The sequence below is a fragment of the Paraglaciecola sp. L3A3 genome (assembly GCF_009796765.1).
Classification (GTDB): Bacteria; Pseudomonadota; Gammaproteobacteria; order Enterobacterales; family Alteromonadaceae; genus Paraglaciecola.
Genome location: NZ_CP047023.1, coordinates 428,147 through 448,078 on the forward strand (window position 1 = coordinate 428,147; position 19,932 = coordinate 448,078).

Sequence of the window (19,932 nt, forward strand, 5' to 3'; positions counted from 1 at the left end):
GTAAAGCATGAATAGCCAAGGACGACAGCCAATCACTAGTCACTACGCACATATTCTACATGTGGAAGATGACTTGTCGTTGGCTGAATGGGTAACTGAATATTTACAAACCAATGGTTTTAGTGTCGAGCATCTTGGTCGTGGTGATCAAGTGATGCAGGCTGTCGCGAATAATCAGTATGACCTGATGTTATTAGATGTGATGTTACCTGGTATGGATGGAATTGAAGTCTGCCGTAATGTCCGTCAATTTTCACAAGTGCCTATTATTATGATGACGGCTAAAGCTGATGAATTCGATGAAGTGATTGGCCTAGAAGTGGGCGCAAATGATTATGTGATTAAGCCGGTGAGGCCAAGAGCTTTGTTAGCCAGAATTAAGTCAGTGTTACGTAATCATGAATCCACTAGTAGTAAGAACACTGAAGAATTAGTGTTTGGCCAGTTACAAATTAATCAACAGTTCAAACGTGTAGTTCATAATGGTAAAGAAGTAGAACTGACTAGCAGTTTATTTTCATTATTATGGTTGTTAGCCAGCCATGCGGGCAAAGTGATGAGTCGAGAACAGGTATTTCAAACCTTAAAAGGCCGAGAATATGATGGCCTAGATAGACGTTTTGATGTGCTGGTATCGACCCTCAGAAAAAAATTAGGTGATAACCCTCAACAACCGAAAAGAATTAAAACCATTTGGGGAAAAGGATATTTATTTATTGCGGATGCTTGGCATGATTAAGCCTGATAAATTAAGACTATAAAACTTGAAAAAAATATACATTGGGATTGTTTTTACTGTTATTGGTTCACTGGTTTTTTTAGGCTGGGTGTTGGACTTAGTAGTACAAGATAACACTGAGCAAACTTTACCTGCTGATTTAGTGGTTTATCAAAAAATGATGGCAGGCATGGCTAAATCTTTAGATCAATTGAAAGACTTTGAATTAGCAGCCCAAGTGACAAAATTTTCTGAACAATTCCAGGTGAGTGTTGTGTTAGAACAAACGGCTAATTTAGCTCTGCCGCAAACGTTGGATAAGCAACTTACAATTCACAACACACTTGTTTTGCAATCAGGTGAGGCGACGCATTTTTATTATTTACTCACCGCTCATCCCAATATGTTACTCAGTATGGCTATACCTAAAGAGTCTGATGAAGGTTATTTGCAGGATATTGCATTAACGTTAGTCTTGTATTTAGGTATCAGTTTGTCTCTGGTGGCATGGCTAGTGCCTTTAACTAAAAGACTCTCTTTATTAGATAAATTAGCGGCACGATTTGGTCTAGGACAACTTGATGTGCGTATTAAACCTAGTCGTTTTTCTTACATCGATGGAATCGAATCTAGTTTCAATCGTATGGCCACACAGATAGAAACCTTAGTCGCTGATAATAAATTATTAGCAGGTAGTTTATCCCATGATTTACGTACCCCAGTTGCTTGTTTACGTTTTGGGATCGAGGCCGCGCTAGATTGTAATGATATAAAGCAAAAAACAGTCTATTTGCACAGAGTCGAGCAAGAGTTAACGCGGCTAGAAAATATGCTCGAAGCCTTTTTAGAATATGCGAGTATGGAGCGCAATGGTTTATCGTTAAGTCCTGCAGAGCACGATTTAAGCCAATTTGTGACATCAATTGCCAACGAATTAACTCCCTTAGCCAATAATAAGCAGCAGCGGATTACTGTGCATAAACCAGAAAACGCTATTTCCTTGTACTTTGACGGGCACTGGATACACAGAGCTATTCTTAATTTGCTCTCTAACGGTATGGATTATTGTGTTAACGCTATTGAAATCCAATTGCAAGAGACTGAATTTGATTGGGTAATTAAGGTTCATGATGACGGAAAAGGGGTGCCGGTAGATAAACGAGACAGTATCTTTGAGGCCTTTGTCACTGCCAATACAAGTCGTACTCGAGAAAACACAAATTTTGGTTTGGGCTTAGCCATTGTTAAACGTGTGGCTAATTGGCATGCTGGCCAAGTAAAAGTAGAAACTTCGACCTTGTTAGGTGGTGCCTGCTTTTCTTTCAGTTTACCGAAAGTTTCTCCATTGATTTCTAAAGAGATTAGTCCAAAATAGTAGTTTGTTCGTATGCATACTTTTCTTATCCTCGATTCACTAAACACTAAGAGACATTCATGAAATACCAAGGCAATTCTGCGTTTAGCCACAAGCAAATAGATAAAGTTGGCGTGTTAATTACAAATTTAGGTACCCCAGATGCGCCAAAGAGAAAACAACTCAGAGCCTATTTAAAAGAATTTTTATCGGATCCTAGAGTGGTTGAAGTACCCAGATTAATTTGGTGGTTTATTTTGAATCTAGTGATCCTTAATATTCGCCCTAGTCGTTCTGCTAAGGCCTATGCAACTGTATGGACCGAAAGGGGCTCACCTTTGATGTTTCATACTCAAGACCAAGCCGTCGATTTAAGAGAAAAGTTACAACAAATCCACGGTGATAACATAGTGGTTGAATTTGCTATGCGCTATGGCTCTCCTTCGATAGATTCTGTGATAGATAAAATGTTACAGCAAGGGGTACGAAAATTAGTGGTATTGCCTCTGTATCCTCAATATTGCGCTTCTACTACAGCCTCTACTTTTGATGCAGTGGCTGCTAGTTTAGGTAAAAAACGTTGGATGCCTGAATTACAATTTATTACTCATTACCACGACCAAGCTGATTATATTCAAGCAGTTGCCGACAAAATTCGCGCTCATTGGCAACAAAATGGTCAGGCAGAAAAACTAATATTTAGTTATCACGGTATACCTAAGAGATATTTAACCAATGGCGACCCTTACCATTGTGAATGTTATAAAACCTCTCGTTTGATCGCAGAAAATTTGGGTTTAGCAAAAGATCAACATTTTACTAGTTTTCAGTCGCGTTTTGGTCGAGAAGAATGGCTGAAGCCCTATACCGATTTTTCGTTAAAACAATTTGCCGCTGAGGGAGTGAAGTCTGTGCAGGTGGTTTGCCCTGGGTTCTCAGCTGATTGTCTAGAAACTATTGAAGAAGTTGCAGTAGAAAACCGTGATTATTTTTTAAATGCTGGTGGTGAAAGTTACCAGTACATTGAAGCATTAAATGCTGAACCTGCGCATATAGATGCTATGGCACAAATTCTTCAGCCCTATTTAGCTAATATGATTAATTCACCACAAAACTTGGCACAGCGAGAAAAATTGGCTAAATCTTTAGGTGCAGAAAAGTAGTTTAATTTTTTGATAATGTCGTTCCCATAAATGTCAGCATTAATCATACTGGCGAAAGTTATGTCTACACATTATTCCAACCATCGTAAGCCTTCTTGCCGTTATGTTGGCGGTACTCGGTTATACTGTTGGAATTTATATGGCTTGGTTATGTGGGCAGATATTACAAGCCATTAATTGATTTAAATTTAGCTAAGGCCATCTATGACAAATAAAATTCAAGCTCCGGAAGCATTATTAAAAGCACAAAAATTAGCTGATTTAACTGACACTAAGATACGCATTCCTTTTTTAGGACTCAGTTTTGGCTTAGATTTTTTAATCGGTTTAATTCCATTTGTGGGAGACATTATTATGGCCGTTGTTTCTTTGCAAATAGTAAAATTAGCCAAAGATATGGCTGTACCCGCAGAGCTAAGAACCTTAATGTATCGACATATTGTATTAGATTTTTTATTTGGTTTAATCCCAATGGTTGGGGATTTTGTAGATTTGTTTTATAAAGCCAATCAAAAAAATGTGCGTATTATGGAAACATGGTGGGTGAGTGAAAACCATCAAAAAATAAAAGCCAGTAGCCAAGCAATGGTTAATGAATGGAATAATGTTAAACAATAAAGAATTTAATCTTCATTTGTTGAGGGTGTTAGGGGGATAATTGAAACCATAATTTTTTATTATTAATAGGTGTCTCAATTGGCAATAAAGGGTTTGTTAATAAATGTATCTTACGATTTTTCCAATCTATGATATTAAAGGTTTGTTGATGTGTTGGGTAGTTAGTGAATAGTTGCTCAAAGCTGCCCTGTGTAATCGCTTGCAATAAACTATATTCAATACGCTCGGCTAGTTTTGTATTATTTTTGCCAACAAAAAAATATATGGCTGTGGGGTATACCAATAGATTTTTTTTATCTATCACTAGTTTACTCGATTTTATTTGTTCCTTTTCAGCCCACACCTCAATGACTGAACGAGGAAAGTAATCGTAAAACCCCTTGCTTAAGCTTTTGAATATTGTACTGTACCACTCACTACTAGCGACATTAAAACCATTAGCTTGTAAAATCTCATAATCCGGCCAACCAAAACCTTGAACTGCGACTAATTTTTTCAGAGAGTCTGTATTTTTTATCTCAGCAAACTTATTTATTTGATTTTCTCTTATTACCAGAACTCGGTAGCCTAACAGACCCTTTAATAGAGGAATACGAATTGGTAAAGCGCTTTCTTCTCTTTGCTTAGATGTCATGACCCACATTATATCTAGGGAGCCATCATTGATACTTTGGATTTGACGTTGTTCAGACATAGGTATATTTAAATTTTCTAAAATAAAAGGACCATATTTTTCAGAAGAGGATTCGAGTGACAAATGCAGTAATTCGACATAATAAGATTGTTGATTATGAGCGTCATTGTGATTTGAGTAGCGGACTTTATTGAAAGCGAAAATTGACTCAGAAAAGAGTAGAACGCAAATAATTAGGATATTGCTAATTGTCCGCATTGCCATCTCATATTCTAAGTGCTTATCGCATTAGACTTAAATTAAACAATTGGTACTATATACATAAATATAGATGAATGTCAGGAAATAGTGTGTCTAAGTTACGTTTCAATTTTGCAATTAGTAGTTATGGAATATATGAAAATTGGGACGAAAAAAGTAAGCAGTTACCTAACATTCAAACCTTTACCACTAACATCCCCGCCCAATTAGATATTGAATTTGGTTTCATTCTGCACGCCTTAAAAGCGAAAGGTAAGCGTCTTGATTGGACTATCTTTCATCCTGATTTACCTGATAAAAATGGCGTGGTCATGCCTCCTTTTGAGGGGGAAGTTTATGTGCGTAATAATGACTGGGAATTTTATTTAGGGGATACAATATGGGAGCCTATCCACAATAAAGTAGGGGATTGGCGTATGATAATTGAATGTGATGATAAAATTATCGCTGAAAAAACCTTTAGTGTATTAGTTGAGCATGGTGATGGTGAAATTCAATTTTGGAAAAAAAGAGGTTATTAGCCTTTATATTAATAACAGAAAATATCTATCTAAGCCGAAAGCGAATAGATACACTAGGGTTTTGCTTTAACCATATTCTTAAATGACTCAACCATTTCACTATTCAACCAGTTATATACTGGATAAAAGCCATTTCGGCGAAACTTTTGATGAAACCTTCGTTAAAGTTGAGCCTAAAAAAGCCTACTCTAAATCAATGATTTTAGCCCTGCTGGGAACGATATTGCTTTTCGCTACAAAGCTTGATCCCTATATCTCTTGGTTTGTAATCGTTTGGTCTGGGATAGAGGCCTTAAGTGTGCGTTTTCACCGCTCTTGGTGGTTAGCCAGACAAATGATAAGTAAAGCAGCTAATAATGATTTAACCCTCACCCTAGATGAAAAGGGAGTGAGCACTCAGTCTAACTCGGTTAAGAGCTTTATTGCCTGGGACGATATCGTAAAAATTGAGCAAACTAAGCAAGGTTGGTTGTTGTTTTATGGCAAGGGAAAGTCTTACCTATCAAATCGTTGTTTATCGCCAGAGGCGCAAGAGTTTGTGGCAATGAAGGTCTAATACCAATCCATATTGATAAGTGAACTCTCAGAATGCATCCAGCGGTTTTTGAACAAGGCGTCGGTGTGCAGTAATGGTTATTCCCTTTCAAATACCGAGAACGCAGGGCAAAAGCCGCTGGGGCATTCCTTTCAGGCGAGTTTTAAATGAGCTTACTCTGCGTTGCTCGAACTCAAAAGAGCACCACTATTCCTTCATTCAAGCGCCTTGATTAAGCTCATTTAAATTCTCGCTGAGTGCACACTTATCAATACGGATTGGTATAATGACTTGAAAAGCATGGCTGCGCCACTTATTCGCTGCGCTTAGTATGTACTGCGTACACTAAGATTATTCACTGCGTTCACAAAGCATTCGCTTCGCTTACTGCCATCTCGATAACTGCGTCCTGCGGTACTCTACCTTCCGCCATCCCTGGCGATCGCATGGCTTTTACCTTCTAGTAGTCTGTGTTGCTCGGCGAACTTGGAGTCGCGACAAACCCAAAGCATGTGCTTGGTACACAAAGTATGGCTACTTAGATAGTTTTATAAAGCCATTGGCAATGATAACTGTCCTGATAGTAGTGTGTTATATAAAAAATAAATTTATATATAATCTCCATTCAACATAAAAGAAAACATGAAATTACTAAAATTAGGACTAGTGGCACTGATACTCGTATATACGAGTATCAGTGCCCAAGATATAACAATAATCCCTAAACCTAGCAATATTGAAATCAGTGATAAAACTACTATTTTTTCTCACAATACTTGTTTATCTGCAAATAATAGTAAGTAATATCATTTTACTTTTTATGTGCCCCGTCTAAATTTACCTTTTTAGTGCCCTTCAAAGCTTGGTCTACATCCCTTACGATGACATTAGGGTGATGTTGTTCTGCATCAGTTTTAATTTCAAAAGACCATGCATATTGACTCTTCCCTAAATCTGTCGGCGGGGTTATTCGCAGACCATTAGGAGTCATTTTCCAGGTTACTGCGGCATCAGAGCCAAGTAAACTAACATTTTCAACCTGACTCTCATTCCAACCTGCAGTCCCAGAAATAGTAAAAGGAGCTATTGGTGCCTCTAACTTAATTGCATAAAGTTTCTTGCCATTAGTGGTAAAGACTAAGTGTTCTTTAACTTGATCAGGCACCTTCCAATAGCGACTACCGTAGATTGCTGGAGCATTTATTTTAAGCCATTTACCCATTGCTTTAAGGCGTTCAAGTTGAGGTTTTGGAACCGTTCCATCAGCCTTGGGTCCTATATTTATCAGAAAATTTCCGTTGCGACTGATCACTTCGGCCATTTCGTGGATCACACTTTCGATGGTTTTGTAGGTGTCATTCTCTAAATAGCCAAAAGAAGTACCGAAGGTTGTGCAACTTTGCCACTTGGGACCAATCACCTTCATTTTGAGGTTATCTCTTTCCAAGTTACCTACACCATCAGGCCAATTTCTATTTCTGCCTTTATTGTTCATGTAAACCTCAGCCCCACGAGCTGCTCCGTCGTTCATAAAATCTGTTATCATGCCGCGCAACCGATCATCAAAGTACTGAACTTCAGGCGACGAAACACCTGCACGTACATTATTACCATCACGTGTATAGAGAGGGAAATCGTCCATCCATAAGAAATCTGGTTGATATTTTTCTTGAATTTCTTTCCATCGAGCCACATAGCTGTCAACGAACTCAGTAGTCGTACCAAAAGGTCCGTAAAGCGATGCAGCCTCGGGCACGCGTTTAATTTCTTCCAAGATGATTTCGTAGGGGTCGACATCTACTTTATACATTCTTTTTGCAAAAAAACTTTGATGTCTTTCTCGATGATATGAAGGAGCAAACTTCAGTCCTTGCTTTTTAACCGCTTTACTGAGATCCCCAATTAAGTCGCGCTTAGGTCCCATGTCGGCTGCATTCCATGGCGTTAAGTCCGAATCCCAATTAGCCCAACCATCGTGGTGCTCGGCTGTCATTACGACATACTTAGCCCCAACTTCAGCGAAAAGTTCAGCCCACTCATCTGGATCCCACTTTTCTGCTTTAAATTCCTGAATAATATCCTTATAACCAAACTCTGGTGGTACAGCCCCCCAACGTTCCATCATATAAGGATTATAATGCTTGGGATCTTGATATAAATGTCTAGGCACATGTTCTGCATAACCTTTACCACCTTTTCGGTAGCCGATAACACTATAAGGCCCCCAGTGAATAAAAATCCCTATCTTGCCGTCGTCGAACCACGCTGGCACAGGCATTTCTTGTAACGACTCCCAACTACCGTCGTAAGGCTTATCGGCTGCAGAAATATTCAAACTAGCAGTGAGAAGTACAGGTAATATTATTGCCTTCGTGATTTTCTTAAACATCGCTAATATCCTTTTATTTAAAACGCAAAGCTATCCGATCTAGGATCGGTTTGGCGTCATTGTTTGTCGTGTCTGTCAGGCGCACCTCGAATTGGAATCCGTAGCCATCTGGCAAATCACTTAGCTCTAGCTGGGCAGGTGTTTTAGCTATTTGTTTGGCGAAGCCAGGGATATAATCGTATTGTTCTTTCACTTTTTCCCACTTGGTCCAATTATCCACCACACGATTGTTGTTTGTATCAACCCCAACACGAACTTCCACACCATCTACCCATGGGCCCGGACTTACATAGTCGGTGTTCGTTTGGGTCACCAAATAAAACTGCCCCTCTGCGAACATGATATCCGGATCGGGATGCCCTTGACCAATACTGCCGCTAAAGGTAAAAGGCTCGTTGATACTAGATGATGTGAACCAAGCTACACTCATGTTTTTTTGCCCATGTTTACCTGCAGGGTCGAAATCACCAAAAAGATAGTATTGCCCGCCAATTGCAATCGATGCCCAGTCGCCGTATGCATTTTGCTCAGGTTCGTGGATCTCGTATTTGGCAAAGGCGCGGATATCTCCAGCTTTTAGTCTGTGTTGCGGAACATCAACTGTGATTCGTTTTCCTGGATAGTTTTCAGGATCGGACCTATGCCAGTGAGGATGTGCATATTCAGCAAACTTGCCTGTTGGATTTGTTCGCTCATCTACCGCGGGCTTGAGTATTTCAAAATCTTTAATACCGTCTTTACTGACCGCATGTCCAGCAAGTGGCGAATCCCAAGCATGTGTGCTGGCGTTGATTGGACTCCAATCCTCGTAAATAACATGGAAATTTCCATCAAGGTCACGAATAAATGCAGTGTCGGAGCCATCAGACGGATCCTTAAACGCCATCCCCATATTTTTGCCTGGTAGCCCGTCCATGAGATCTTCGTCGATATACAGATGTGGGTCTTGGTCATTGGGAAAGTCGTAATAAATATACACTTTACCGTTGACATACTCAGCAGTCGTTACCATAGACGCAAAACCCTCTGTAACAGACCCATGGTGTACCCAATTAACCATGTCGCGACTTTGCCAAGCATGGTAGCCTTTAGCATCTTTTTGTAATCCGCCGGGCGCATCATATTGATTCGGATACGGGGTCGTCTTAAGCGGAACATCGAACCCTTTTAACTGGGTTGGAAGTCCGCTGAAGTCCTTATTTTTCGATTCGCCGTAGCGTCCAAAGATCCAGTAATTTTTCGGCCCCATACTCAAGAACACTGGCGCGTTTAGCAGATTCGTGGGGCCAAGGTTTTTAACTGGCTGCCAATTATGCCAAACAGGAGATTGGCTTAATGTGATGGACTCGGCACTTCGCTTGTTAGAAAATGATTTCAAACTGCTTCGAAAAATAGCTTTTTTTGCAAGCGGCATGGCTAGGCCATCTTGAAATTCAAGATTCGTTTGCGCAGATTGAGATGATTGCCAATCTTCTTGACTGTCGATAATCCAAGTTTCAGATTCCGCGCCTAGCGCCACAGCACTGAAAGTAACAGGGAACAAAACTGCAGTAATTACTTTTTTAATTTTCTTAAACATTTCTAAATCCTACTATTCCATTATTTACCTAGAAGCAATTAAATATTAAGCATCATCGAGACTTAATATTGCTTACTCAGCACTTAATTTATTTTTCTTTATTAACCGCTTTTCTTGGTTTTTTTATTGTGCTCTTTTTATAGATAGTTACAGCAACATCGTTACTGCCTGTTTTACCTTCTACGCTATAACCGTTATTTACTACTTGCTCTAATTGCTTTTTAAGTTGGGCTACAATTTCTGGTTTTTCATTATAAAGATTGTTGGTTTCAGCGCGGTCAGTTTTCATGTTGTATAATTGCATTTCTGTAAGGTCATCACCGTCCTTACTCCAACCACATGAACCTTTACAAGTAGCTAACTTCCAATCACCTACACGTATAGCAAGATGACCTGAAATAGAAGCGAAGATAGACACTGGATGAGTTTTTTCAGAAGACCCTTTTAATGCTGGCAATATAGAGAAACTGTCTACCGCAGCATTGTTAGGTAGGGTAACATTTAATATATCGGCACTGGTCGCAAGTAAACTATTGTGCACTACAGTATTGTCATGGCTTGTGCCCGGCTTAATATTACCCGGCCAACGAACAACATAAGGAACACGATGTCCACCTTCCCATATATCAGCTTTATGACCACGTAGATCGGCACTTGGATTATGGTCAGCAGCCAATAATTGCGGTATTTTCGCACCTGGAGATGTACCATTATCAGTGGTAAATATCACAAGCGTATTGTCAGTAAGTTTTGCGTCATCTAAGGCTTTCAATATACGTTCAACAGAGTTATCCGTTTCCATTACAAAGTCAGCATGTAAATTAATACCACTTTTGCCAATCCAATTTTTACTAGGTACTACTGGGCTATGTGGTGCACTTAATGGAACGTATAAAAAGAAGGGCTTAGTTTTTCTTTCTGGCTCAGATAGATAGTTAACCGCCTTTTCAGTAATACGGTTTAGCATTTCATCTGTATTTTTTAAATGATAGGTAACAGTGTCTTGTTCTATCCATGTGCCCATTTGCCTTGCATGATGAAAGCCCCAATATTTATCAAAACCTCGCTCAATTGGACCATCAATGACTTTTGTACCAATAGGTACTCCATCATAAAATTTACCGCGGCTTTTATCTATTTTGGTACCTTTAGGTAATGTATATTGAAAACCAAGATGCCACTTTCCAGTCATGGCAGTATCGTAACCTTGGTTTTTTAAAAATTGAGCGACGGTTAAGGTTTTCTGATCTATTAAAGGCGCTTCACCTATACGGATGCTTCCATCAGGTAATTTAATAGAACGAGCACCCAATACTCCTTTTTGTAGACGAGTTCGCCACGGGTAGCGGCCAGTTAACACACCGTATCGTGTAGGGGTGCATACAGCAGATGCGCTATGAGCGTCGGTGAACATCATGCCTTCTTGTGCCAAGCGATCAATGGCAGGTGTGTTGATTTTACTGTTTGGATTAAATGCAGAGACATCACCGTAGCCCTGATCGTCACTCATTATAAATATAATATTTGGCTTGTTTTCATCTGCATGAGTTGCTGATGAGATTAATATAAAACTAGTAGCAAAAAGTAGTACATAAATGCATTTATGCTCACGCTTACGTGTCGCTTGTTTAATTCGGTTTAAGCGTATTCGATATTTTTTAATACTCGTAAGCTTAGACATAAGTTTTTTTATTAACATTCTTTTGATTCCCATAACTTTTTCATGTTGTGGCCTTTTTTATCTTCATTTTTTAATTAACCCAAATAAACGAACTAATATGGCCTAGTTAGAGTGTTGAAGCTTGCTCGACCACATAATCAAATGTATCATATATAAAACAATGACGTATATTTAAAATGTAAATAAAGCGTAAAACATTAAATTTTTATAGCGTGTTCAATCTGAATGTGTGAAGTCCAATAGGTATCAAATTAGTATGAAACAACACAAAAATAGTTTGGTTTTTGTCGCTACTGCAATGTTGTTATTGACATCTCCTATCTTGCAAGCCTGTGACATTTATGTGTCGCCACTAGGAGTCGATTCTAATACAGGATCTAAAGCAAATCCGGTTGCCACTATCACAGCTGCACGTGATCTGTTACGCAACAGCGGTAAGCTTGGTCTTGAGTCGTGCGAAGTGATTATAGCCGCAGGTGTGTACCGCTTGAATGAACCAATCACTCTCACACCTGCTGATAGTGGAACTAAGGCATTTCCCGTCACCTACAGAGCCGCAGAGAACGCCAAGGTTGTAGTGACAGGCGCACAAACAATCACTCGTGCTTGGAAGCTTTGGAAAGACGGTATTTATCGCACCCAAATCGGTAAACAGGATACGGTCGATCAGCTTATCGTGAATGACAGCCGTCAAATTATGGCACGCTATCCAGACTTAGGGGCCGGCTATGTATTAGGACCAAATCAAAAGCACGAAGGTATCAAAGCTGGCAATGCTCCTTACGATGGCTCTACACCTGATGCCTGGGATGCAAGTAAAGCTAAAGCGTGGGCCGACCCGACTGGCGCTTTTATGCATGGTATGCATGGTGGACTATGGGGAAGTCAACATTACCGCGTATTAGGGAAAAACAAACAGGGAGAGTTAGTTTACGAAGGTGGCTGGCAGAATAACCGTTATCGTTCCGCGCATCGCTCTTATCGAATGATAGAAAATGTTTTCGAAGAACTTGATTCGCCGGGCGAGTGGTATCACGATATTAAAGATGGCTGGTTATATTATCTACCGGCTGCAGGTGTCGATATGGCATCGGCTCAGTTTGAAGCTGTTTTTGAGATCAAACATCTCGTCGAATTTTATGGTGCGTATGTCGAACCAGTCGCAACTATGAATATACCTAATAGTGGAAACGGCTTGAAGGTAACACAAGTTAAAAACTACCAAACCACAGAAGCTGTTAAACATATTCGTCTGCAAGGGATTCAGTTTCGAGGCACAGCTCGAACCTTTATGGAAACAATTGAGCCTTTATTGCGTAGTGATTGGACGATATATCGCGGAGCTGCAGTTCACTTGCGTGGGACAGAAGCGATTGAGATCGAAAATAGCGCATTTGTAGAGCTTGGAGGCAATGCGATTTTAGTCGACAGCTACAACCGTGATACTGTTATTCGTAGTAATCTGTTTCGCGAAAATGGGGCTTCGGATGTCGTATTTGTTGGCTCGTTTGCAGCGGTACGTGATCCTGCGTTTAGCTTTCATGCCTCCGCCCGACCTCTTGATGAGATTGATACAGTCGTAGGGCCGAAAAGTGAAGATTATCCGGCCGATGCTTTGGTTGAGGATAATTTGATGATGCTTGCTGGCCGTTTTGAAAAGCAAGTTGCTGGTGTGAACCTTTCGATGGCCTCAAGAATTACGATCCGTCATAATACCATTAGCCATACGCCGCGCGCTGGAATTAATATAAGCGATGGCACTTGGGGTGGGCATGTAATCGAATGGAATGATGTTTTTGAAACCGTATTAGAGACTCACGATCATGGTGCCTTTAATAGCTGGGGGCGTGACCGTATCTGGCATAGTGCAATGCCCGCTGGACCTAATGAGTTAGATGAAAATGGCAAATCGCTGATCAGTTACTACGTGGATAAATATCCCCACTCACCATTTTGGGATGCATATCAAACTACCATTCTTCGTTATAATCGAATGCAAAGTGATCATGGATGGGATATTGATCTGGACGACGGCTCGTCGAATTATGAAATTTATAGCAACCTAACCTTAAGCGGAGGATTAAAAACACGTGAAGGCTATAAACGCATCGTCACGAATAATATTATACTGGGCGATTACACCTGTAATGTGCCATATCCAAAACCTGTATTTGATGTGTTTGAGCGAAATATCGTGTCGGGCAAGCAGATTTATTCGTCGTCAAATCCAACGTTATGGGGAGGTAGTCGCGATTATACTTTCGTACATAATCCAGCCGCTAAGAAAGTAACACCAGCCGTTGCTTTACAAAAACAGACTTTAGACGATGCACATAGTTTATACGGTAACGCACAATTTGTGGCTGCAGAACAAGGTAACTTTACCGTAACTGCCAGCTCACCAGCATTTAAAGTTGGCTTTAAGAATTTTCCAATGACTGAATTTGGAGTAACTTCAAAGCACTTGAAAGCATTGGCAGGAACGCCACCGTTCATTCTACCGAAGCAAATTGCTAGCAACGTTTATGTGCCCCCAAAAGAGGTTAAGGTGCTGGGCGCGACTGTACGCTCCTTAAGAACTTTAGCTGATGTCAGTGCCACAGGTATGCAGGAAGCGATTGGTAGTTATCTAATTGATGTGCCAGCAAGCAGCCGGCTCAAAAAATTTGGATTCAAAAGTGGCGACGTTGTGATGATGATTGATCGTACATTGACTCCCAGCACTCGCGATTTCAAGCGAACACTAGATAAACTGCGTGCAGGTACGCATACGGCCAAAGTGTGGCGTGGGCAGGAAGCTGTTGTGATCGAATTTGATTTGTAACTTATACTAATCCGTATTGATAATTGATCTCTCAGAGTGCATCCAGTGGCTTTTGAACAAGGCGTGAAGCTTAATAAATAACAATTATCGTGATGACAAAAATATCAAGCTAACGATAAAAATAATTACATTAGGAATAAATAATGCCAATATCGACATTACTAAAATCACCTTATTTACTCTTGCTCGCTTATACTTGCGCCGTTTTTTCAAGCTTAAGCTTAGCAACAGAACAAACCCCAAATATTGTAATCATTTACGCCGATGATATGGGGTATGGTGATTTAGCAATTCAGAACGCTAAATCAAAAATTCCAACACCTAATTTAGATCAACTAGCAAAAGAAGGGATACGTTTTACTGACGCCCACAGTTCATCTGGAATTTGTTCTCCTAGCCGTTACGCTTTATTAACCGGAAAATATCACTGGCGCAAACAACATGACATTGTCGGCTCGTTTGGCAAACCTTTTTTCAATGATGATGACATCACTTTACCGCAAATATTAAAAGCACAAGGTTATAAAACCGCTGCAATAGGCAAATGGCATTTAGGGTTTAATTGGGTTTTCAAAAATAAACCATCTGGAAGATTAGAAAAAAGAGGGCGCACGCTCCGATTTTACCAAGCTCAAGATATTGATTGGACAAAAGCAGTAAGTGGAGGCCCCTTAGAACGTGGCTTTGATTATTATTTCGGTGATGGCACCATTAATTTTCCGCCATATGCTTGGATGGAAAATGATCGCTTTCTTAACGCTCCCACAACATTTATCGACGGCAAAAATATTGATTTTCCAATTAACGAAGGTAACTGGGAATTTCGTCCTGGTCCAGCGGAAGAAAATTGGAACCCTTATAAAGTACTACCCACTTTAACCCAAAAAGCCATTAGCTGGATTAAGCAACAAACAGTCGATCAACCTTTTTTCTTATACTTTCCATTACCAGCGCCACATGCCCCAATTATTCCAAATAAGGAGTTTCTTGGTAAATCACAAGCTGGCCCTTATGGTGATTATGTTGTTCAAACTGATTGGGTTGTAGGCCAAGTATTACAAGCGTTAAAGGAACAGGGTTTAAGTGAAAACACATTGATTATTTTTACATCCGATAATGGACCTGAAAAATATGCTTTTGCCCGTGCAGAAAAATACCAACACTACAGTATGGGTGAGTTCCGTGGTTTAAAACGCGATGTATGGGAAGGCGGTCATCATGTTCCCTTTTTAGTAAAATGGCCCAATAAAATAGCAGCAGGTAGCGTTTCTGAAGAAGTGATTTCACAAGTAGATATTATGGCGACTTTAGCCGAAATTACTCATATAACGCTAAGTAAAACCGCCGCTCCTGATAGTTATAATTTATTGCCCCTATTATTTGGGAAAAACTACGAATCGCCGCTACGTCAAGCAACAGTGCAAAATACCTTTAAAGATACATATGCATTACGACAAGGAAAATGGTTGTATATTAATCAGCCAACAGGTGAGCATTCAATAATGCCTAACGCCTTTGCCAATGAGAATCTATTTAGCAAATTTACTAGCGCAACCTTATTATTTGATTTAGAAAAAGATCCAGGGCAGCGCACAAATTTACAAGCGCAATACCCTGAAAAAATTAAACAAATGAACATGTTATTAGAGCAATATCGCCAACAAGGATATTCTGTTTTGCGCTAAGTAAACCTAATCGCCGTAAAACTTATCGCTTCGTCCTTTGCTAACTCTCTAGCTAGGCTATCTACTGCCTTTATGGATTCCGGCCTATATCGTCATCCCTGTATGTAGTTAACAGGGAACACCGGAAAGACGAAATTTTAGGCCAAATCACAGCAAAAACTATCTCCTACCTCCTATTTTCTATCTACTGCTCTTAACCGCTTTTCTGCTCCATGCTGCTCTATTCTGATGTTTCTACTCAATCCCGCCAGCGCTTGGTTAGATCTTGGTATGCATCAATTCTTCTGTCTCTAAAGTATGGCCAAATGCGTTTGACTTGTTCAGTACGAGCAAGATCTAGCTCTACCATTAGAGTTTCTTCTTTATCGGCGCTGGCTTTAGCTAAAATTTCTCCTTGAGGGCCGGTGATAAAACTTTGTCCCCAAAATTGTATGCCAGAATCACCCGCGATAGGCGAGGCTTCGAAACCTGTGCGATTAGCCACTACAACTGGCAAAGAGTTCGCCACTGCGTGACTTCTTTGAATAGTTTGCCATGCGTCATGTTGGCGAGCTTGTTCTTCTACTGAATCATTCTTATCCCAGCCTATGGCTGTCGGGTAAAATAAAATTTCTGCGCCAGCCATGGCCATTAAACGGGCGGCTTCTGGATACCATTGATCCCAACACACTAATACGCCGAGTTTACCCACACTGGTTTGAATAGGTTCAAAGCCCATGTCGCCCGGGGTAAAGTAAAACTTTTCATAAAAACCAGGATCGTCAGGTATATGCATTTTACGATATTTACCTACCATGCCCTGTTGGCGATCAAATACCACTGCTGTGTTGTGATAAAGCCCAGCTGCGCGTTTTTCAAATAATGAGGTAATTAATACTATATTTAACGATGCAGCTAACTCGGCAAAAAACTCAGTGGCTGGACCTGGAATGGGCTCTGCTAGGTCAAAGGCTTGGGTATCCTCCTGTTGGCAAAAATACAAGGTGCTATGTAATTCCTGCAACATGATTAGTTCACAACCTTGTTTAGCTAACGCTGTGACTTGTTCGGCTGAATTTTGCCAGTTGGTTGCTTTATTATTGTCTGCTATGGCCTGTTGAACTAAGCCGACTTTTAATTTCTTGTTAGCATTCATATTCTGTGACTCCCTTGGCAAACTGTTGCACAACTTCTGTTTTAAGTGTGCCTTTAGGTACTTGCATACTTATACAATGTAAACTACCAAATTGTTGAACTAAAGGTAGGCAGTTAATGCCGATAATTTTATGCTCTGGATAGGCTTTTTGTAAAATGCCTAGAGCTTCTGTGTCTTCTGCTTGTTGATAAGTAGGACATAATAATATTTGATTTGAAATCAAGTAGTTAGCATAAGAAGCGGGCAACCTATCACCTTCTTTGTTTACAATATAGGGTAAGGGTAACTCAAATATTTCGTGTCTAGGTAAGGCTTTTCTGCATTCTTCGACTAAGGCGTTTAGACCAGTAAAATGTGAGTCTGCGGGTCGGTTAAAGGCTGACTGAATAACTAGACCGCAATTTGGTGTAAAACGTACTAAAGTATCAATATGGCCATCTGTATCATCACCTTCTAAATGGCCGTTTTTAAAAATGATAACTTGTTCAGTTCCTAGTTGCTCGGCAAACACTGTTTCATATTCAGCTAAAGTAAATGAACCATTACGTTTTGGATTCGATAAACAGAGTTCGGTCGATAATAATACGCCATGTTCATCTATTTCTAATGCGCCACCCTCGACGACTAAGTCGACTGTTTTTAATTTGTTTTGGCATAACTGAGCCAATACTTGTCGATTCACTTTATTGTCTTTACTGGCATTAAATTTTTGTCCCCAACCATTAAAGATAAACTCTATAGGAAGGTTTTTTATTTGGTCTGTACAGGTTAAAAAAGCATAGTCACGTACCCAAGTGTCATTATAATCAGCAGTTACTAACAATACTCGGGCATTTTCTGCTAGTTGTTGTTTACAGCTGTCCTTCAGCTCTTTTTTGATAAGTAAGATCACACCTACCTGAATAGAGTTTAGTGTTTTAATTATTTCTAAGTAAACATTTTGCACTTCTGCTAACCAAGGAGCCCAGTCGGTATGTTGATCCGGCCAAGCCAGTATAATAGCTTCTTGGGGAGACCACTCAGGAAGTAGTTTAATTTGATTCGTCATATAGATGTGGCTGTCGGTAACTGTAAAGTGGCTAATTATAATAGTTTGCCACTTAAGTGTCTTGTATTGATAGGGGTATATAAAATATATTTTTTCAATTATATTTATTGTTTTTTTTGGCTTGATATTATCTGTTGGTTGTTTTTAGGAATGGCGTTTTTTATGATTTTGGCCTGCAACCTGTTAATTGATATTAACAATTGGCCTAAAAACTATATTTGTTATGATTATTTTCTGGTTTATCTAGAACTTTTTTTGTTTTAATTGTGTTTTTTATTCCTTTTGGTTCTAAGTGGAATAATAAAATCTATACATTTCAATGTGTTAGGAGTTTCATTTGCTCGTAACATATTGATTTACAGCTTCTTCACGGATTTAAAACAATAAAAATACAGAAATTTCTTTCTCTATCAGTCATAAATAGAGTGCGAATTGCGCATAACCAAAGGAAGTAAATCATGAAAAAATTAATCGCAGTAACTGTTGCTCTATGTGCATTTAACGCAAATGCAGCAATGGAATCTAAAAGCAAAGTAAAATTTAAAGGTGATACTGCCTACTCTAGTTTTTGTGAAGCTGTAGTAGCTGATGACGTGAAAATGTTGAACAAAAGTTTCCGTCGTAAAATCGGTGAATTAGCTGGCTCAAAATCTGGAGTGATGCAATTAATCACTTCTGAGCAAGGCGTTAAATGTAATGGCGCTAGTTTAAGTGAATTTTCTAAGAAACGTGAAGCTACAAAAGTTTCAGCTTTTTTAAACAAAATTAAGTAATGAAATTGCTGGTTAAGTAAAATGTGTGACCGATATATGTTGGTTGCACATTTTACAAAATTAGTTTTAGAGTTAGATAATATTAAAGCCTAAGATATTTATAATATTAGGTGTATTATCGAAAAATGAATAAGTCAAAAACTAGTAAGTCATCTTGGTGGCAGACAAATTGCAAAAAATGTAAACAATTAAGAGCCATGGTTATATGGGCTGCTTTAATGTGTTTTGTGTATTTGTATTTTTGGACTTAGCCATGAACGATGTTATCCAAATTAGAAGTGCTTCTAAACGCAATGTTATGACCAGTGCTTTTATTGGTTTTATTTGCTTAAGCTTAGGTACTTTGGCTTTAGTTGTTTTACCCGACATATATTATTTGATCGGCATTTTCTTCATCAGTTTATCAATAGTCGCATTTATCGTTGCTTGGGTTAAATATAGAGAGCCTGAGTACAGCTTTGTTTTATCTAAAAGCGAAATTATTTATAGGCGCAGGCAAGGTCTTTGGACTGTGGCTTGGAGTAATATCCAGCGAATAGATATCCCTACCGTTCGACGTGGTCTTGATATAGAACCGTTAGACATGATAGCGATTAAATTAAAAGATTACCCTAAGTTCTTAGATGCAACCTCAACCCGTTTAATGAGTAATATTTTGATGGAGCAACGGCCATTACTATTGCATAGCTCTGAAGCTTGCTCATCTGGTCATTGTTACAGTGATGATTTGTTAGAAGATGATTATTATAAGTCTCAATGTGGCAAGGAATACAAAGGGATCCAAGCTATGTTTGCGAATAGAATGAATAAACTACGGCAGAGGCTAGGTTATGATTTATTTGTATCGGCAGCTGATTTAGATCGTAGTGAAGCTGACTTTGTTAGTTTATTAAAAAGCTGTCAGCAACATGTGGTATTAACCAGAAAGTAGATATTACTGTGGCATTTTTTATTGCTTAATCAATCATTAAGTAAGAACAAGCCGATTATACTTGTATATTATTTTTCTAAGAT

At 39.3% G+C, this 19,932-nt stretch carries 16 protein-coding genes; 10 read left to right on the forward strand and 6 right to left on the reverse strand.

Features of this window, described 5'->3' with window-relative positions; all coding sequences use genetic code 11:
- The first annotated feature begins 7 nt into the window (after positions 1-7).
- The 4 genes from GQR87_RS01825 (at position 8) to GQR87_RS01840 (ending at position 3,853) form a co-directional block, all read left to right on the forward strand.
- Positions 8-739 carry a response regulator transcription factor gene (locus GQR87_RS01825; RefSeq protein WP_158965964.1) on the forward strand — a complete coding sequence of 244 codons (732 nt, stop codon included), beginning with the start codon at positions 8-10 and terminating at the stop codon, positions 737-739.
- Between the two features lie 25 nt (positions 740-764).
- Complete coding sequence (locus tag GQR87_RS01830; protein ID WP_158965966.1) at positions 765-2,093, forward strand: ATP-binding protein; 1,329 nt, start codon at positions 765-767, stop codon at positions 2,091-2,093.
- A 59-nt stretch (positions 2,094-2,152) separates the two neighbouring features.
- Positions 2,153-3,235: a ferrochelatase gene (gene hemH, locus GQR87_RS01835; RefSeq protein ID WP_158965968.1), complete on the forward strand. Its 1,083-nt coding sequence runs from the start codon at positions 2,153-2,155 to the stop codon at positions 3,233-3,235.
- A 204-nt stretch (positions 3,236-3,439) separates the two neighbouring features.
- A complete protein-coding gene (locus tag GQR87_RS01840) occupies positions 3,440-3,853 on the forward strand; it encodes a DUF4112 domain-containing protein (protein ID WP_158965972.1) in 414 nt (137 codons plus the stop codon).
- Positions 3,854-3,881: 28 nt separating this feature from the next.
- Here GQR87_RS01840 and GQR87_RS01845 read toward each other — a convergent pair whose 3' ends face one another.
- A complete protein-coding gene (locus GQR87_RS01845; protein ID WP_158965973.1) occupies positions 3,882-4,547 on the reverse strand; it encodes a hypothetical protein in 666 nt (221 codons plus the stop codon).
- Between the two features lie 290 nt (positions 4,548-4,837).
- On the opposite strand from GQR87_RS01845, the gene GQR87_RS01850 reads away from it, so the two are divergent.
- Both GQR87_RS01850 and GQR87_RS01855 read left to right on the forward strand, forming a co-directional pair.
- Positions 4,838-5,269 carry a DUF3859 domain-containing protein gene (locus tag GQR87_RS01850; RefSeq protein WP_158965975.1) on the forward strand — a complete coding sequence of 144 codons (432 nt, stop codon included), beginning with the start codon at positions 4,838-4,840 and terminating at the stop codon, positions 5,267-5,269.
- A gap of 82 nt (positions 5,270-5,351) precedes the next feature.
- Complete coding sequence (locus tag GQR87_RS01855) at positions 5,352-5,825, forward strand: YcxB family protein (RefSeq protein WP_158965977.1); 474 nt, start codon at positions 5,352-5,354, stop codon at positions 5,823-5,825.
- 790 nt (positions 5,826-6,615) lie between these two features.
- Here the strand turns inward: GQR87_RS01855 and GQR87_RS01860 are convergent.
- From GQR87_RS01860 to GQR87_RS01870, 3 genes are all read right to left on the reverse strand, one after another.
- On the reverse strand, positions 6,616-8,193 hold the full coding sequence (locus tag GQR87_RS01860; protein WP_158965988.1) for an alpha-L-fucosidase: 1,578 nt from the start codon (positions 8,191-8,193) through the stop codon (positions 6,616-6,618).
- Between the two features lie 13 nt (positions 8,194-8,206).
- Positions 8,207-9,772, reverse strand: coding sequence for a hypothetical protein (locus GQR87_RS01865; protein ID WP_199271675.1), 1,566 nt, complete (start codon positions 9,770-9,772; stop codon positions 8,207-8,209).
- An 88-nt stretch (positions 9,773-9,860) separates the two neighbouring features.
- Complete coding sequence (locus GQR87_RS01870) at positions 9,861-11,453, reverse strand: arylsulfatase (protein ID WP_158965990.1); 1,593 nt, start codon at positions 11,451-11,453, stop codon at positions 9,861-9,863.
- Positions 11,454-11,709: 256 nt separating this feature from the next.
- On the opposite strand from GQR87_RS01870, the gene GQR87_RS01875 reads away from it, so the two are divergent.
- On the forward strand, positions 11,710-14,277 hold the full coding sequence (locus tag GQR87_RS01875) for a peptide-binding protein (protein WP_158965992.1): 2,568 nt from the start codon (positions 11,710-11,712) through the stop codon (positions 14,275-14,277).
- Positions 14,278-14,420: 143 nt separating this feature from the next.
- The gene (locus GQR87_RS01880) at positions 14,421-15,962 is read left to right on the forward strand and encodes a sulfatase-like hydrolase/transferase (protein ID WP_158965994.1); all 1,542 of its coding nucleotides are present in this window, start codon (positions 14,421-14,423) and stop codon (positions 15,960-15,962) included.
- Positions 15,963-16,200: 238 nt separating this feature from the next.
- On the opposite strand, the gene GQR87_RS01885 is transcribed toward GQR87_RS01880, so the two are convergent.
- Positions 16,201-17,097, reverse strand: coding sequence for a carbon-nitrogen hydrolase (locus tag GQR87_RS01885; RefSeq protein WP_158965996.1), 897 nt, complete (start codon positions 17,095-17,097; stop codon positions 16,201-16,203).
- The gene (locus GQR87_RS01890; protein ID WP_199271676.1) at positions 17,087-18,145 is read right to left on the reverse strand and encodes an agmatine deiminase family protein; all 1,059 of its coding nucleotides are present in this window, start codon (positions 18,143-18,145) and stop codon (positions 17,087-17,089) included. The genes GQR87_RS01885 and GQR87_RS01890 overlap by 11 nt, the downstream gene beginning before the upstream one ends.
- Positions 18,146-18,603: 458 nt before the next feature.
- Here GQR87_RS01890 and GQR87_RS01895 point away from each other — a divergent pair, with 458 nt between their 5' ends.
- A complete protein-coding gene (locus tag GQR87_RS01895; RefSeq protein ID WP_158965998.1) occupies positions 18,604-18,918 on the forward strand; it encodes a DUF3718 domain-containing protein in 315 nt (104 codons plus the stop codon).
- Positions 18,919-19,171: 253 nt separating this feature from the next.
- Positions 19,172-19,849: a DUF2982 domain-containing protein gene (locus GQR87_RS01900; protein WP_158966000.1), complete on the forward strand. Its 678-nt coding sequence runs from the start codon at positions 19,172-19,174 to the stop codon at positions 19,847-19,849.
- Positions 19,850-19,932 lie beyond the last annotated feature (83 nt).

What these genes read in the sequence shown, in the direction of transcription:
- hemH (WP_158965968.1), top strand. Translation starts at nt 2,153, where the DNA reads ATGAAATACCAAGGCAATTCTGCGTTTAGCCACAAGCAAATAGATAAA.
- GQR87_RS01840 (WP_158965972.1), top strand. Translation starts at nt 3,440, where the DNA reads ATGACAAATAAAATTCAAGCTCCGGAAGCATTATTAAAAGCACAAAAA.
- GQR87_RS01870 (WP_158965990.1), bottom strand. Translation starts at nt 11,453, where the DNA reads ATGTCTAAGCTTACGAGTATTAAAAAATATCGAATACGCTTAAACCGA.
- GQR87_RS01860 (WP_158965988.1), bottom strand. Translation starts at nt 8,193, where the DNA reads ATGTTTAAGAAAATCACGAAGGCAATAATATTACCTGTACTTCTCACT.
- GQR87_RS01865 (WP_199271675.1), bottom strand. Translation starts at nt 9,772, where the DNA reads ATGTTTAAGAAAATTAAAAAAGTAATTACTGCAGTTTTGTTCCCTGTT.
- GQR87_RS01900 (WP_158966000.1), top strand. Translation starts at nt 19,172, where the DNA reads ATGAACGATGTTATCCAAATTAGAAGTGCTTCTAAACGCAATGTTATG.
- GQR87_RS01845 (WP_158965973.1), bottom strand. Translation starts at nt 4,547, where the DNA reads ATGTCTGAACAACGTCAAATCCAAAGTATCAATGATGGCTCCCTAGAT.
- GQR87_RS01825 (WP_158965964.1), top strand. Translation starts at nt 8, where the DNA reads ATGAATAGCCAAGGACGACAGCCAATCACTAGTCACTACGCACATATT.
- GQR87_RS01885 (WP_158965996.1), bottom strand. Translation starts at nt 17,097, where the DNA reads ATGAATGCTAACAAGAAATTAAAAGTCGGCTTAGTTCAACAGGCCATA.
- GQR87_RS01895 (WP_158965998.1), top strand. Translation starts at nt 18,604, where the DNA reads ATGAAAAAATTAATCGCAGTAACTGTTGCTCTATGTGCATTTAACGCA.
- GQR87_RS01880 (WP_158965994.1), top strand. Translation starts at nt 14,421, where the DNA reads ATGCCAATATCGACATTACTAAAATCACCTTATTTACTCTTGCTCGCT.
- GQR87_RS01890 (WP_199271676.1), bottom strand. Translation starts at nt 18,145, where the DNA reads ATGACGAATCAAATTAAACTACTTCCTGAGTGGTCTCCCCAAGAAGCT.
- GQR87_RS01875 (WP_158965992.1), top strand. Translation starts at nt 11,710, where the DNA reads ATGAAACAACACAAAAATAGTTTGGTTTTTGTCGCTACTGCAATGTTG.
- GQR87_RS01855 (WP_158965977.1), top strand. Translation starts at nt 5,352, where the DNA reads ATGACTCAACCATTTCACTATTCAACCAGTTATATACTGGATAAAAGC.